The sequence below is a fragment of the Vibrio sp. CyArs1 genome (assembly GCF_022432925.1).
Classification (GTDB): Bacteria; Pseudomonadota; Gammaproteobacteria; order Enterobacterales; family Vibrionaceae; genus Vibrio; species Vibrio mediterranei.
Map to the genome: position 1 here is coordinate 1182531 of NZ_JAKRBO010000001.1, position 14166 is coordinate 1196696.

General features: G+C 44.6%; 17 protein-coding genes. 4 read left to right on the top strand and 13 right to left on the bottom strand.

Annotated elements, in window-relative coordinates; genetic code table 11:
* Positions 1-56: 56 nt before the first annotated feature.
* Positions 57-458, bottom strand: a complete 402-nt coding sequence (locus tag MMA19_RS05535) for a hypothetical protein (protein ID WP_240205723.1) — start codon at positions 456-458, stop codon at positions 57-59.
* A gap of 266 nt (positions 459-724) precedes the next feature.
* Here MMA19_RS05535 and MMA19_RS05540 point away from each other — a divergent pair, with 266 nt between their 5' ends.
* The gene (locus MMA19_RS05540; protein ID WP_240205724.1) at positions 725-1000 is read left to right on the top strand and encodes a hypothetical protein; all 276 of its coding nucleotides are present in this window, start codon (positions 725-727) and stop codon (positions 998-1000) included.
* A 21-nt stretch (positions 1001-1021) separates the two neighbouring features.
* Here MMA19_RS05540 and MMA19_RS05545 read toward each other — a convergent pair whose 3' ends face one another.
* The 9 genes from MMA19_RS05545 to srlA (MMA19_RS05585) all read right to left on the bottom strand — a co-directional run bounded on the left by MMA19_RS05545 (position 1022) and on the right by srlA (MMA19_RS05585) (position 7297).
* On the bottom strand, positions 1022-1381 hold the full coding sequence (locus tag MMA19_RS05545) for a PTS glucitol/sorbitol transporter subunit IIA (protein ID WP_240205725.1): 360 nt from the start codon (positions 1379-1381) through the stop codon (positions 1022-1024).
* Between the two features lie 9 nt (positions 1382-1390).
* Positions 1391-2368, bottom strand: a complete 978-nt coding sequence (locus tag MMA19_RS05550) for a PTS glucitol/sorbitol transporter subunit IIB (RefSeq protein ID WP_240205726.1) — start codon at positions 2366-2368, stop codon at positions 1391-1393.
* Entirely contained in the window at positions 2365-2925 is a 561-nt protein-coding gene (gene srlA, locus MMA19_RS05555; protein ID WP_276574104.1) for a glucitol/sorbitol-specific PTS transporter subunit IIC, read from the bottom strand. Before srlA (MMA19_RS05555) ends, MMA19_RS05550 begins: the two co-directional genes overlap by 4 nt.
* 211 nt (positions 2926-3136) lie before the next feature.
* Positions 3137-3916 (bottom strand): DNA-binding transcriptional repressor, encoded by a 780-nt coding sequence (locus MMA19_RS05560; protein WP_038230883.1) that lies wholly within the window; start codon positions 3914-3916, stop codon positions 3137-3139.
* A gap of 100 nt (positions 3917-4016) precedes the next feature.
* Positions 4017-4370 carry a transcriptional regulator GutM gene (locus MMA19_RS05565; protein ID WP_006075326.1) on the bottom strand — a complete coding sequence of 118 codons (354 nt, stop codon included), beginning with the start codon at positions 4368-4370 and terminating at the stop codon, positions 4017-4019.
* Positions 4371-4470: 100 nt separating this feature from the next.
* A complete protein-coding gene (srlD, locus tag MMA19_RS05570) occupies positions 4471-5250 on the bottom strand; it encodes a sorbitol-6-phosphate dehydrogenase (protein WP_006075327.1) in 780 nt (259 codons plus the stop codon).
* A gap of 117 nt (positions 5251-5367) precedes the next feature.
* The gene (locus MMA19_RS05575; RefSeq protein ID WP_006075328.1) at positions 5368-5724 is read right to left on the bottom strand and encodes a PTS glucitol/sorbitol transporter subunit IIA; all 357 of its coding nucleotides are present in this window, start codon (positions 5722-5724) and stop codon (positions 5368-5370) included.
* 31 nt (positions 5725-5755) lie between these two features.
* A complete protein-coding gene (locus MMA19_RS05580) occupies positions 5756-6733 on the bottom strand; it encodes a PTS glucitol/sorbitol transporter subunit IIB (protein WP_006075329.1) in 978 nt (325 codons plus the stop codon).
* A gap of 12 nt (positions 6734-6745) precedes the next feature.
* Positions 6746-7297, bottom strand: a complete 552-nt coding sequence (gene srlA, locus MMA19_RS05585; RefSeq protein ID WP_038230885.1) for a glucitol/sorbitol-specific PTS transporter subunit IIC — start codon at positions 7295-7297, stop codon at positions 6746-6748.
* Positions 7298-7702: 405 nt separating this feature from the next.
* Between srlA (MMA19_RS05585) and MMA19_RS05590 the strand changes: the two genes are divergently transcribed.
* Positions 7703-8674, top strand: coding sequence for a KpsF/GutQ family sugar-phosphate isomerase (locus MMA19_RS05590; RefSeq protein WP_038230744.1), 972 nt, complete (start codon positions 7703-7705; stop codon positions 8672-8674).
* Between the two features lie 19 nt (positions 8675-8693).
* Positions 8694-9587, top strand: coding sequence for a LysR family transcriptional regulator (locus MMA19_RS05595; RefSeq protein WP_038230746.1), 894 nt, complete (start codon positions 8694-8696; stop codon positions 9585-9587).
* An 81-nt stretch (positions 9588-9668) separates the two neighbouring features.
* On the opposite strand, the gene MMA19_RS05600 is transcribed toward MMA19_RS05595, so the two are convergent.
* The 3 genes from MMA19_RS05600 to MMA19_RS05610 are packed head-to-tail and all read right to left on the bottom strand — an operon-like array spanning position 9669 to position 12868.
* Complete coding sequence (locus MMA19_RS05600) at positions 9669-10643, bottom strand: TAXI family TRAP transporter solute-binding subunit (RefSeq protein ID WP_006070071.1); 975 nt, start codon at positions 10641-10643, stop codon at positions 9669-9671.
* Between the two features lie 48 nt (positions 10644-10691).
* Positions 10692-11534, bottom strand: a complete 843-nt coding sequence (locus MMA19_RS05605) for a 3-keto-5-aminohexanoate cleavage protein (RefSeq protein ID WP_240205728.1) — start codon at positions 11532-11534, stop codon at positions 10692-10694.
* Positions 11531-12868: an aspartate aminotransferase family protein gene (locus MMA19_RS05610; protein WP_240205729.1), complete on the bottom strand. Its 1338-nt coding sequence runs from the start codon at positions 12866-12868 to the stop codon at positions 11531-11533. Before MMA19_RS05610 ends, MMA19_RS05605 begins: the two co-directional genes overlap by 4 nt.
* 251 nt (positions 12869-13119) lie before the next feature.
* On the opposite strand from MMA19_RS05610, the gene MMA19_RS05615 reads away from it, so the two are divergent.
* Positions 13120-14151, top strand: coding sequence for a two-component system response regulator (locus MMA19_RS05615; protein WP_240205730.1), 1032 nt, complete (start codon positions 13120-13122; stop codon positions 14149-14151).
* Positions 14152-14166 lie beyond the last annotated feature (15 nt).

Sequence of the window (14166 nt, forward strand, 5' to 3'; positions counted from 1 at the left end):
TAAAATGCAAAAACGGTGACCTTGATACGGTCACCGTTTAGTATTCTCGTTGAGACCTAGAATTTCCAGGACACACCCAAGTCAACACCCACACCAACATCAACGCCATCTTTAAATTTGACTTCTGGCGTAGCAAATAAGTCAACATCAAGGTTTTTAACTGGCTCCCAACGGAGTCCCACAGGCGCATGCACGTCGACACGTTCACTATTCCAGTTATAACCCACACCACCCTCAACGAACCAGCTGATATTGTGCTCTTTAGATAGTGGCTTCTGCAAAAACGCCATACCACCATTTACGTAGTTATCGTTAACACCAATGATAATGTTGTCAAACTGGAACGTAATACCACGTTTGGTATCAGCGCCTAGCTCGAAAGCCTGTGCAGTGGTCGCCGTTAGCGCCAAAATACCGGTTGTTGCAACTAGAGCGTGTTTGATAAGTGTGTTTTTCAATGTTGTAACCTCAGTAAGGCCATCCTGAGCAATGTATTCCTTGAGTTTATGAATCTACTCAAAATTGAGTAATGTCGTTTGATACAGGTATTCTATTCAAACGACTCATAGCGACTTACCATTTTGTGCCACGCGGTTCAGAAAGTGCGCGCTACCTATTCCTACATCTATAAAACTCATTAATATCTCAACCCTAGCTCGGCTCATACATTTGCCGAACCACTTTCATTACACTGCCCATCTAATGAAGCAACGAGAGATAGCCAATGATAACAACCAACCACAACTCTAGCGGCTTGCCATCAAGGACTATGGGAATAACCAGCCTATCCGCGAACTGGATTGGAGAACAGATACGCCTCATTAGACAGGGAGTCGAACAGAAGCAAGGACAAAACATAGAAAAGATAAACCAAGCGTGCCAAAGCTGGGAAACCCTGCTCGACCATGGTCTCACACCAGCAACTATTCATCACCTCGCTGACACCACTCCCGCCGATTTGATGTTTCTTAGGTACTATGCATGTACACCAGAGAAGTAACTCGTCGTTCCAATTAACACACTAACCAAAAATCAACGACACACCCGATTCCAGCTGCGGTTTTTTCCTTCCAAGTACATGGACCGTACCTGCGAGGTCTGGAATGAGGTTTCCGTCAAACTTAATAGTGATATGACCTAGGTTTTTCAGGTTGGTATTTGCCGCACTGCCCACAGAGGTCACCACATAGGGCTCGTCATCAATCAATAAGGTGCTTTCAGTAGACAGTTCGCCGGAGTACTCCGCTTGATCATGAATAAAGCAGTAGTCAGCCACATCTTCTGGCGCAGAATCATTAAACAGTATCAACATATCATCTTGAAGCGCCTCTTGTGCAAACTCTCCGACGCTCACAATATTGGCTCGAAATTGATAACCCATCATCATCCCTTATTGATAAATAAACATTGAGACGAACCAAGCAAACAGGACTGTTGGAGCCCCCGTCAGGAAGCGAGAATAAAGCACCGAAGGCACACCAATTTCTACCGTTTCTTGCTTAGCTTCTGCCAGTCCAAGTCCTACAGGTATAAAATCACACGCAGCTTGAGCGTTAATTGCAAACAGAGCTGGAAGCGCCAAGTGAGGCGGAATATGTCCCGCACCAATTTGTACCCCAACTAACACACCAATGACTTGAGCGATCACTGCCCCAGGGCCTAAAAATGGTGAAAGTAACGGAAAAGAGCAGATCAATGCCAACGTCACCAGTCCCAAAGGATTCTGTGCCAACGGCGACAGCAGGTTGGCAATCACATCACCAATCCCCGATGCCATGATGACGCCAATCAGCATGGAAACAAACGCCATAAAGGGCAGAATAGTTTTAAGCACCGTGTCGATAGTGTCGCGGCCAGCTTGATAAAAAACCGACATGACCGAGCCCATGCCAACCCCGACCTTAGCGATCAGCCCATCCGACTGGGCGCTTAACTTCTGAGACGTATCGTATTGAGGAGGCGTCTCAGATTGGCTAACCGGCTCAGCGTGGCTATTGGATTCACCTTCAACCAATTCGATACACTGAGGAGTTACCGAAGAGGCATAGATATCTGCTTTGATGAATTGAGCAAGAGGACCACTTTGCCCTGTCGCGTGGATGTTTAATGTCGGGATGCCTTTTTTAGGATACAGCCCACATCGCAACGTTCCTCCGCAGTCGACAACCGCTAATGCAACATCCTCATCTTCAAGCACCTTTCTAAAACCGTCGACACTCTCCAATCCCGTTAGATTTTCTAAGGCAGTAACCAAATCAGGTTTGGTTCCTCCGGTCACGTAGAGAATTTTCTTTCCGGCAATAATAGGCACAAACAGTGGACCACCCCAGCCTCCATTTCCCGCAGAGACTTTTAACATCATGCTCATGAGCCCTCCTTAGAAATTTCGACCTTGTCAGATAGCGCCCTGCCTTGTTGTTTGCAGATGATGCTTGTCGTCAAATCAGTGATCCAACCTCGAAAAAAGTTAGTCACTAAACCAACAAACAAATAGCTGACAGCAAGCGGGGCCAACGGCAGATTAAGCTGAGCGATTCCGGCAGCAATACCTAAATAGATAAACAACTCCCCCGGATTGACGTGAGGGAACATGCCGTTCATGGAGTGACAACTGTAAGATGCAGCCGCGTAATAAGAGGGTTTGTACTTTTCAGGAAGAAAACGTCCAAGACTTAGTGTCATTGGATTACAAAAAATGAAAGTCCCAATAAAAGGTAAAACCAAATAACGAGATACTGGATTGCCTGCACACTTTGTCGCTAACCTTTCAATTCGATGTTGACCAATAAAACGAATAAGTGCATTCATGGCGACAAGCAGACAGACCAATAACGGCAAGATGCCAGTAACCATATCAGAAAGAACCTCGCCCCCTTTTTCGAATAGTCCAATAAACCATTCTGCGCCTAGAATCATGTAGTCCAAAGTTATCCTCCTTACACTTTGAACCATATTGTTCCTCTTATCATTATCAAAATGAAAGAGATATACTTTCGCAACGTGAAGGGAGTCACCAATTAACTTTTTATGTGAAAAAATATATCACTTAATGTAAAAGTAAATGCGTAAACAAAGATGAGTTTTGCGATGGAGATACTGTAGGCAAGATTCCTACAGTATCACTGGGGGAAGTACATTAAACGAGATAAACTTTGATATTGTTTGATTCTAGCTCTGCTAGATGTTCTGGAGAAATATTACTATCGGTGATAACGGCATCGATGTCTTTCAAAGGCACAACAACATTAGGGCTACGACGACCAAATTTGTTGCTATCTAAAACGACAATCACTTCGTTGGCCGCTTCGTACATTGCTTGGCTCACTTGATAAGCTTCATTGTATGTGGTCGTTCCACTGTTAAGATCAAAACCATCAGCACCGATAAATAGCTTGTCAAAAGTGAACTGACTAAAAGCTTGTTCAGCCAATTTGCCATGAAACGAAGCAGAGATACGACGATAGGTTCCGCCTGGAATAATCACGGTATGCTCGCGCTCTAATTGTGCCATCGCGTTTACAATGTGCATGCTATTGGTCATTAGAGTGAGCGCTAGTTTATCTTCCAAATGAGGAACCATTTGTAATGTAGTACTACCGCAGTCGAGTATTATAGAATCACCATCACGTATAAGCTCACACGCTTTCTTTGCAATGGCGGATTTGAGGTCGAGATTCAAGGTCTGCTTCTCATCCATTGACCGATCCTCGATTGAGGCTTGACCAATCTTACTTGCACCACAAGCTTCTGCGCTCCCATAGCGTCTTACAACCAACCCTTCCTCTTCCAATGTCCGCAAATCCGTTCGAATGGTCGCTCCTGATGTTTCAAAAATGTTTGCCAAATCATTTACCGAGGTCTTACCCTCGTGTTTCAGATAGTTCACCAACTTCTGACGTCTATTTTCAATGTTCATATGCACCATCACTAATTTTTTTTAAACTATACACAATTTCCCTTTCACTGTGAAAGAAAGAAACCTAAGTTTATATTTCTTGGTACATTCTGCGACCTAGTTAACCTTCGTAGGCAACAGAGATGGCTTCTTGCGTCCCTTTCGCTAGTTCATTCATTACCGCAGCGGATAATGGGTAACTTAGCCCAACAATTTTGTCCAAAGTCTTAGGTCTAGCAAAAACAGAGATTCCATTTAGGACTTTGGCATCCACTATGGTTTGTTGGTCATTCTCAGCAACCACAATGAGCGTTCTCGCCTTCCAACGACTTTTAGTTCTGCCGATCTTTACATGCCCTTTCTGTGACATAGATTGAACCATTCGATTGAAAGAGCGGATTTGAAAAAATCCCAAAGCAATTTGACCAATCCAAGCCACAATGGCCACTAGAATTAATGTAGTTGTTGAGTCCACAAAACACCTCTCTAACTGTTTAAATAAGGGCAGATATTCTGCCCTTGAAATTGCTACCTAACGTAGCATCAGGAGCACAAGACATCACCTAGTGGGGGAACTAGAACATCACCTGTCCGCCAGTGATATTAATCGATTGTCCTGTACAGTACGCGGCTTGTTCACTCGCGTAAAACTTCAGTACGTTCAATACATCTTGATAATCGCAGCCTGCTTTTAGCGGCACTTTATCAATATAAATTTGCTCAACTTCCTCTTCACTGACACCCAGTTTTTTCGCATATTGAGGCTTCAGTGATTGGAACATAGGGCTCTGTAGCAAGTTACCTAGCATTAATGAATGCACGGTAATTTTGTGCTCAGCCAAATCAAGAGCTAAAGACTGCGTCAAGCCAACGCCACCAAATTTAGCCGCCGAATAACCACTGTTGTGTTTCGACCCAACTTTGCCTGATTTAGAGTTAATTTGAATAATGCGTCCACCACGATTTTCACGAATCATGACTTTTGACGCTTCACGTGCACACAGGAAGTAACCTGTTAGATTAACGCTTAATGAGCGTTGCCATGCATCCATAGGGAAGGTGTCAATTTTGGCGGCGGTAGCAGTGCCTGCACTGTAAACCATCAAATCGATTCTACCAAACACCTCGTCCACACTTTTGGTCATATTGATAACCGACATCTCATCGGTCGCGTCGGCGGCAATACCAAACGCCATGCCTTCACCATAAGTTTGATTAATCTTATCAGCAATCTGCTGAGCATTATCACCGTTTAAATCTGCTACGGCTACGCGATAGCCATCTGCTGCCAAGCCTTCACATAAAAAGGCACCCAATGTTTGTCCGCCACCGACTACTAACGCTGTTTTACACATAAATACTCCGACATTCTTACAAATTTAATTCTTTAAAAAGGGCCTCTACATTCCACTTTGGGAGAGTGTTTCAAAGCATCTGCAGAGGCCAAAATACCGATTGGAATCTAGTTAACCTTATGAGAAAGAGATGGTTTCTCCGATGTTGCAGTGAGGAACAGATCCACTCACATGCAAACACCCTGGATATTCCGCTTCGTTCAAGCTATCGAACCGAATCGTGATGTGGCCGAGTTCTGAAAGGTTCTTATTCACCACCTCACCAACAGCAGTGATAGGGTATTCATTCGAACCAAGCTGTAACGTTCCGCCCACATTAATATTGCCTTTCAAGCTATCGTGAGAGTGGATAAAACAGTACTCAGCGGCATCTGCCGGTGCCATTTCACCGAATAGAATCATCATGTTGTCTGCCAACGCTTCTTCTGCGAGTTCACCGACATGCTTGATGGTTGATTGGTATAATTTGGTCATTTTTAGATTCCTTTGGGAGTTACTGTTTTACTTATTGATAGATGAACATTGATACAAACCAAGCGACTAATACGGTTGGAGCACCAGTTAAGAATCGCGAGTAAAGTACTGATGGAACGCCAATTTCGACAGTTCGCGGTTTTGCTTCTGCTAAGCCAAGACCAACAGGGATAAAGTCACACGCCGCTTGTGCGTTAATCGCAAATAATGCTGGTAACGCTAAGTGCGGAGGGATATTGCCTGCACCGATTTGTACACCGACAAGCACACCGATAACCTGTGCGATTACTGCACCAGGGCCTAAGAACGGTGATAGCAGCGGGAAAGAGCAGATCAGAGCTAGAGTAACGAGACCAAATGGACTTTGTGCTAATGGTGTCAGCGCTGACGCGATCAAATCACCGAAGCCTGAAGCCATGATTACGCCGATAAGCATGGATACAAACGCCATGAATGGCAGAATGGTTTTCAATACAGTATCAATCGTGTCACGGCCAGCTTGGAAAAACGTCGACATGACCGAGCCCATACCAATACCGATACGTGCCAACAGGCTATCGCTTTGTTCAGTCAGTTTTTTGTCCGTCGCAAAACGAGCTGACTCGTTTGCTGCTGGCTCCGGAGTTAGGGTCACTGTTGGTTGCGCATCAGAAAGCTGAATGTTCTCTGGTTTCACACCAGAGACGTAGATATCTTCTTTGATGTATTGCGCTAGAGGACCACTTTGCCCTGTCGAGTGAATGTTTACTGTTGGAATACGTTTCTTCGGATATAAACCACAACGTAACGTCCCACCACAGTCAATAATCGCGACAGCAACCTCTTCATCTGGTACTGAAGTTTTGAAACCATCTACTGCTTCATAACCCGTCAGTTCGGCAATACGGTCAACGATATCTGGTCGAGTACCACCAGTGATGTAGACAATTTTCTTGCCTGCTTCGATTGGCAAACATAGAGGACCACCCCAGCCGCCATTACCTTTATTAATAATTAATGAGTTTGACATGACACAGGCCTCTTATGATTGGAAGTGAACAGTACGTTCTAGTTGAACACCTTGCTGACGCTCTACCATTGCAGTAGTAAAGTCAGTCACCCAACCTCTAAAGAAGTTAGTTACCATGCCGACTAGTAGATAACTCACAGCTAGAGGACCTAGTGGTAGACCCAGCTGAGTAATACCGTTAGCGATACCAAGGTAAACAAACAATTCACCAGGGTTAATGTGAGGGAACAGGCCATTCATGGAGTGGCAACTGTACGAAGAAGCCGCGTAGTAAGAAGGTTTGTATCTCTCAGGAAGAAAACGACCCAAGCTCAACGTCATTGGGTTACAGAAAATGAAGGTACCGACAACAGGCAGAACCAGATAACGAGATACAGGGTTGCCAGCACTACGCTGTGCCAGTTTTTCTACTTTGTCTTGTCCAACGAGACGTATCAATGCGTTCATGGCGACAAGTAATGAAATTAAGAGAGGAAGTATGCCTGTTACCATTCCGGTAAAGACCTCTCCGCCTTGTTGGAATAGCCCGATAAACCATTCCGCTGAGTGAATTATAAAGTCCATGTTGACCTCTTTTGTTTCAAGGATAAGTGCTGATTGCCTTTTTACTTTTTCATTATTATTTTCATTTTGAAAGTTAATATTTTTCATTTATTGATTCAAATCACAAAATAAATGAAAGAAAAAATAAAAATAATGAAAGTAACAAAAGAGGTGGAATTGGGCGCGAGAGAGTATATACCTTTAAAAATCAGATACATACAAACACTTCCTTTGAATCAGATTTCAATAACAGCCAATCGTTCTGCATTCCTTTCCATGAAATGAAAATCTTAACTTTCAACTAGACACCAAGATTGAGAGAGATCCCAATAATGAAAATAATGAAAATTACAACTTGCTCTTTACCAGAGGTGTGAAACACTAGGCAGCAATATCTATATCGTTCAGCTCGTAGGACACATCGCCATGCAAGTCGTCAAGACAGAAGTCATCGAATACGCCACACAAGTCATTAATGCCGAGATAGCAGAAGCTCAGAAGCTATTGGGACGATTGGAGGACAATTTTGCGCAAGCGGTGTCGCACATCGTTAACTGTCAAAGCAAGATAATTGTGTCTGGAATAGGCAAGTCTGGGCACATTGGCAAGAAGATGGCCGCAACACTGGCTTCAACGGGTTCACCTGCCTTTTTCGTTCATCCGGCGGAAGCACTTCACGGAGACCTAGGGATGATCACTAAAGGAGACTTAGTGATCTTGATTTCAAACTCAGGCGAATCTGCCGAATTTAAGACTATGCTGCCGATATTAAAAGAGCGCGGGATTTCTATCATCGGTATGACTGGCAACACTTCATCTCATTTGGCGCAGAACAGTGATTGTGTGGTCAACATCGCCATAGACAGCGAAGCATGTCCACTCGGACTCGCTCCAACATCCAGCGCAGTCAACACATTAATCATGGGTGATGCTTTAGCGATTACAGCAATGAAAATTCGCAAATTCGACAGTATTGATTTTGCACAGTCTCACCCTGCTGGTGCTCTCGGAGCGAAACTACTTACGACAGTCGGCAACGTAATCTCCGAGTTTGAACACAATGCCATTTGCCAACCAGAACAAAGCTTAGCAGAAGCGATCAGCGTACTATGTGAGAGTGGTAAAGGGCTTATCGCCATTTGTCGTCAAACGACGCTCGTAGGTGTCTTTACGGACGGAGATTTAAGGCGAGCGCTCGCCAATGGCGCCGTTCTAGAAGACAAAATTGAACAGCATATGACCACCAACGGCAAACAAACAAGTGCGCGAGTAAAAGCATACGATGCGTTGAACTTAATGCTTGATAATGCCATTTCAGCACTACCTGTTGTCAATGAACGCGATGAGTGTGTTGGCGTAATTAGCATCTCGGATATTCATCGTCGAGGTATCAAGTAGACAAGTTCGGGAAAACACTATGAGTAGCAGCTCAGGCTTACCTTCTATCAAAGCGCTCAAAACCTTCGTGGCAGTGGCACACAACCTCAGTTTTTCAAAGGCTGCACAGGAGCTGTGTGTGACTCAAGGAGCCGTCAGTAAACAAGTCGCGGCATTAGAGCAGCAACTTGGTCAAGCACTGTTTGAGCGACACATTGATGGGATTCGACTTACATCTATTGGTGAGCAATATTTGCCTAGTATTATCGAAGCCTTGGAAAGTGTTCAATCTGCAACGGCAAGGCTCAAGCAGTCTGAAAACAACGAGGCGGTATTAAACCTTGATGTAACGCCATCTTTTGCCAGCTTATGGTTGATCAACGCATTGCAAGACTTTCGATCGCAAAACGCTAGTATACGAATCAACCTAAAAACAGGTGATGGTCCCATTAAAGGCTTGAACGCGCGAAGTGACATCATAATCCGCTGTTTACCAATCGCTACCCATTACGAAAATGCCACTCTGCTACACATAGAGACGCTGCGCTTGGTCGGCTCAACAGATCTTATCGAGCGTCATCCTATTCGCAGCCACCAAGATTTGGAAGTTTACCAATTTATCCCCCATATTACTCGACCGCAACTATGGGAAAAGTTTCGAAATCAATTTTGCCCTGATACACCGATGAATTTTTATGGCGTCGGATTCGAGCATTTCTTTATGTCTTTGGAGGCTGTAAAAGCAAACTGTGGGCTCGCTCTTCTTCCTGATTTTATGGTCGACCCTTTAATTGAAGCAAAGCAGTTGAGTAACCCTCTCGCTCTTAGTTTAGTGAGTCAGTACGGTTACTATGCCATCACCCCAAATCATCGTCGCGACAACAAGCTAGTCTATCTGTTCAACCAATGGCTAGAAGAGCAGTTTCGTTGCTAGTCACAGTGACCCCACGACCATTAATAAAAAAAGCCCAGCATTACAGCTGGGCTTTGAAGAGTGTTGCATTAAAAGAGTTTGTTAGTCCATCAAACCCGCTTCTTTGTAGTACTTCACGGCACCTGGATGCAATGGTGCTGACAAACCATCTTTGATCATTTCTTCTTTCTTCAGGTTAGCGAAAGCAGGGTGAAGACGTTTGAAATCATCAAAGTTTTCAAATACAGACTTAACGATGGCATAAACCACATCATCAGGCACGGCAGTAGATGTAACGAATGTTGCACCCACACCAAACGTCATCACATCATCTGGATTACCGTTATACATACCCCCCGGAACGGTCGCTTTACGGTAGAAGCTATTGTCTTCAACCAACTTATCTACCACTGGTCCAGTAACCGATACAATGCGGCTATCACAAGACGTTGTCGCTTCCTTAATCGCACCACTTGGGTGGCCTACGGTGTAGATCATTGCGTCGATTTTGTTGTCACACAATGCTTTAGACTGCTCAGATGCTTTTAGCTCTGAAGTCAGTTTGAATACATCTTTGTCCCAACCGTAACCTTGCATCAAGACTTCCATAGTCCCGCGCTGACCGGAACCAGGGTTACCGATATTGACTCGCTTACCTTTAAGATCTTCGAAGCTTTCAATACCAGAATCCGCACGCGCCACCACAGTGAATGGTTCAGCGTGAACAGAGAATACCGCTCTAAGATCTTTATATGGACCAGCTTCCGCAAACTTACTGGTGCCATTGTATGCATGATATTGCCAGTCTGACTGGGCTATACCTAAATCCAATTCGCCAGCTCGAATGGTATTGATGTTGTATATCGAACCGCCGGTACTTTCTACCGAACAACGCACACCGAATTCAGCTCGGTTTTTATTTACAAGACGACAAATAGCACCACCCGTTGGATAGTAAACCCCTGTTACGCCACCGGTTCCGATAGTTACAAATCGGTCTTCTGCCTGCGCGAGAGTTGCTCCTCCCATGGCAATACATGCAGCAGACACGGTCAACATGGTTTTTAATTTGGTCATAGTTATTCCTTTCCTGTCGTAGGGTTCAGAAACCAGTAAACTCCTTAATTACTGGCGAATGGCAAGACTGTTTCTAAATTCAGTAGCGCTCAATAAATCTATATTAAGCGCCGCTGACGTCTTACAAAGCTGGTTCACTAAAGATGCATTGTTTGTAGCAATAGCACCTTGATTGTCATAATGATTATTTTCAAACCCAACTCTAACGTCAGCCCCCATAAGCATAGCAGCCGTTAAACAATTGTGTTCAAATTGACCAAACGCACAGACCGCCCAACGGTGACGCAGTTCAAATAATCGACAACTAAGAAATGGCACAAGGTCTTGAGGTGTTGCTACTTGTCCCTGCTTATAGCGTCCGAGAACAAGTAATAGGTGATGGTCGTGATCAGGCAAGACCTTTTGATCAATCAGTCGAAAATAACGATCAAGATCGTCAGCACTGTAAAGAATGTATTGAGCAATAATGCCTTGCTGTGCAACCCAATGAAAAAACTCGGCCGACTCGCTCAAGTGTTCATCATTTGGAATCAACTCACTTAACGCAAATGACGCCGCTTCTGGTTTGACGGCTTTGATCAATTGCCTTTGTTGCTCAGGTTGATATTGGCCTACCGCTTCTGTTGTTAATTGCACCATAATGCTGTCTCCAACAGCATCTTTTAGTTCGTTATACAGCGGGAGGTTGTCTGCAACGTCTAACGAGTGCAGCCCTTTTTCATTGCGAGCATGCAGATGTACCATTGCGGCACCTGCACTTCGGCAAGCAATAACATCTTGGATAATCTCTCCACGAGTGATGGGCAGTGCAGGATGATCTTTCTGCGTTTTTCTTGCGCCATTAGGCGCAACGATAATAGCCGACTGTGATGGCATTGTTAGGTTACTCATAAGCGAACCCACTTTTCTTCTGCTAAAAGTAGCGTATTTTTCAGCTTGGTCACCAGTTCATCCATTTCGATCTCACTAATAATAAACGGAGGCGCAAGTAAAATATGGTGACCGTGTGTACCGTCGATCGTCCCAGCCATTGGGTAACACATTAAACCATTCTCCATCGCCAACGATTTAATCCATTTGTGCGCTTGAGTTTGGATAGCAAGCGGGGATTTTGAATGTTTGTCAGAAACCAATTCAATGCCGATAAACAATCCTCTACCTCGAATATCACCAATCATATCGAGATTCCCCAACGCTTCGAAAAGCTTTTGCTTAAGCATTTCCCCTTTAGAAACCACCTGAGCTAGCAAGTCATCTTCTATGATGGTTTCCACTGTAGCGAGTGCCGCCGCACACGCCATTGGGTGTCCCATAAAGGTATGACCATGCTGGAAAAAACCGGAACCATTGGCTATTTCCTGATAGATTTTTTCGTGAACAAGTACAGCGCCAATGGGCTGATATCCAGCTCCCAGACCTTTCGCCATGGTCACAATATCGGGTACTACTTCGTCTTGCTCAAATGCGAAGAAAGACCCCGTTCGGCCGACTCCACACATCACTTCATCTAAAATCAGCAATACATCATATTGGTCACAAATCTCTCTTATACGCTGCAGATAGCCCTGAGTCGCAGGTACTGCCCCCGCAGTTGCCCCTACGACGGGTTCGGCGATAAATGCCATCACATTTTCCGCCCCAAGTTCGAGTATCTTCGCTTCAAGTTCATTGGCAATACGCTGACTGTATTGGTCTTCAGTTTCTGACGCCAATTGGTCACGATAGGCATAACAAGGCGCAATATGGTGAGCAGAGGAAAGCAGAGGACGAAACGGTTCTCGTCGCCACTCATTGCCTCCAACAGAGAGCGCCCCTAATGTATTGCCATGGTAACTTTGTCGCCTTGCGATAAATTGCGTTTTGGACACCATACCGCGCTCAACGTAATACTGGCGTGCCATTTTAAGCGCTGACTCCACCGCTTCTGAACCACCACTAACAAAGTACACATGTTGCAAAGATTCTGGGGCTAACGACACGATTCGCTGCGCTAATTTCTCACTGCTTTCACTGGTAAAGAACCCTGTATGAGCATATGGAATAGTCTCTAATTGAGCTTGAATCGCCGCTTTTACTCGCTGATGGTTGTGACCAAGGTTGGAGACCGCCGCCCCTCCGCATCCATCTAAATAATATCGACCTTCTGAATCAATCAAATACACGCCTTCGCCAAAGCTCACTTTTGGCAAAGTATCTGAACAATGTCGGTGAAATACACTACCCACGCAGCCGCCCTCAGTTAACCACTTATCCTTTATTGGTTAATTTTTGTTCTAACATGGCATTTTTACAAACGAATAATTATCAACCTCTATGAGAAAATGGAATGGCTGCATCATGAAGCTTCCCCTAATCGTTAAAGCAAATCTTGGTGCGATATTATTCTCATAGTGAGCTAATTGTTTGTAACACATACGAAACCTTGTCTATTCTTAAAAGCCTTATCTCTGCATTTTCGGTACAAGGACTCGTACTTATGCATACAGACAACCAAGAAAAACCTGTGGTGCTTGTCGTTGATGACATTCCCGATAATATCCATGCCATTGCTGGCTCTTTGAATGAACATTACAAAGTGAAAGCGGCGACAAGCGGCGCGAAAGCTATACAAATCGCCCTCTCCACACCTAAACCTCATATGATATTGCTCGATATCATGATGCCCGAAATGGACGGTTATGAGGTTTGCGAGACACTAAAAGCCAATCCACTAACCGCTGATATTCCTATTATTTTTGTCACCGCGAAAAGTGAAGTGGTCGACGAGCAGAAAGGCTTTGAGTTGGGCGCGGTGGACTATATTACCAAACCCATTAGTCCACCCATTGTGTTAGCTCGAGTGAAGACACATATTGCGCTGTACGATCAAAATCTCGAACTTGCTATCAAAGTACGTGAAAGAACGGCTCAGCTTGAACAAAGCCGTTTGGAAGTCATCCAACGCTTGGGACGAGCAGCAGAGTACAAAGATAACGAGACTGGTATGCACGTAGTGCGGATGAGCCACTACTCACGCATTCTCGCCTCACAACTAAACGTTAGTAAGCGCTGGGTTGAGCTGGTATTTCAAGCCGCACCAATGCACGACATCGGCAAAATTGGTATTCCAGATAACGTGTTAAGAAAGCCAGGTAAACTCGATGCCGACGAATGGGCCGTCATGCAGAAGCATGTCGAAATTGGCGGTGACATTATTGGTGACAGCGATTCGCTGCTATTAAAAATGGCGCAAGAAATTGCGTTAAACCATCATGAAAAATGGGACGGCAGTGGCTACCCCAACCAATTGAAAGGAGAGCAAATCCCGCTTAGTGCAAGAATCGTCGCAATAGCCGATGTATTTGATGCACTGACCAGTGTGCGTCCCTATAAAAAGGCTTGGTCCATTGAGGAAACGCTCGCATTACTAGAGCGCGATGCAGGAACTCACTTCGATCCAAGTTTAGTACCAATTTTCATCAGCAAATTGGATGATATTCTCGCCATTCGAGATGCTTTTAAAGACTAGAACTACATTGGTTTA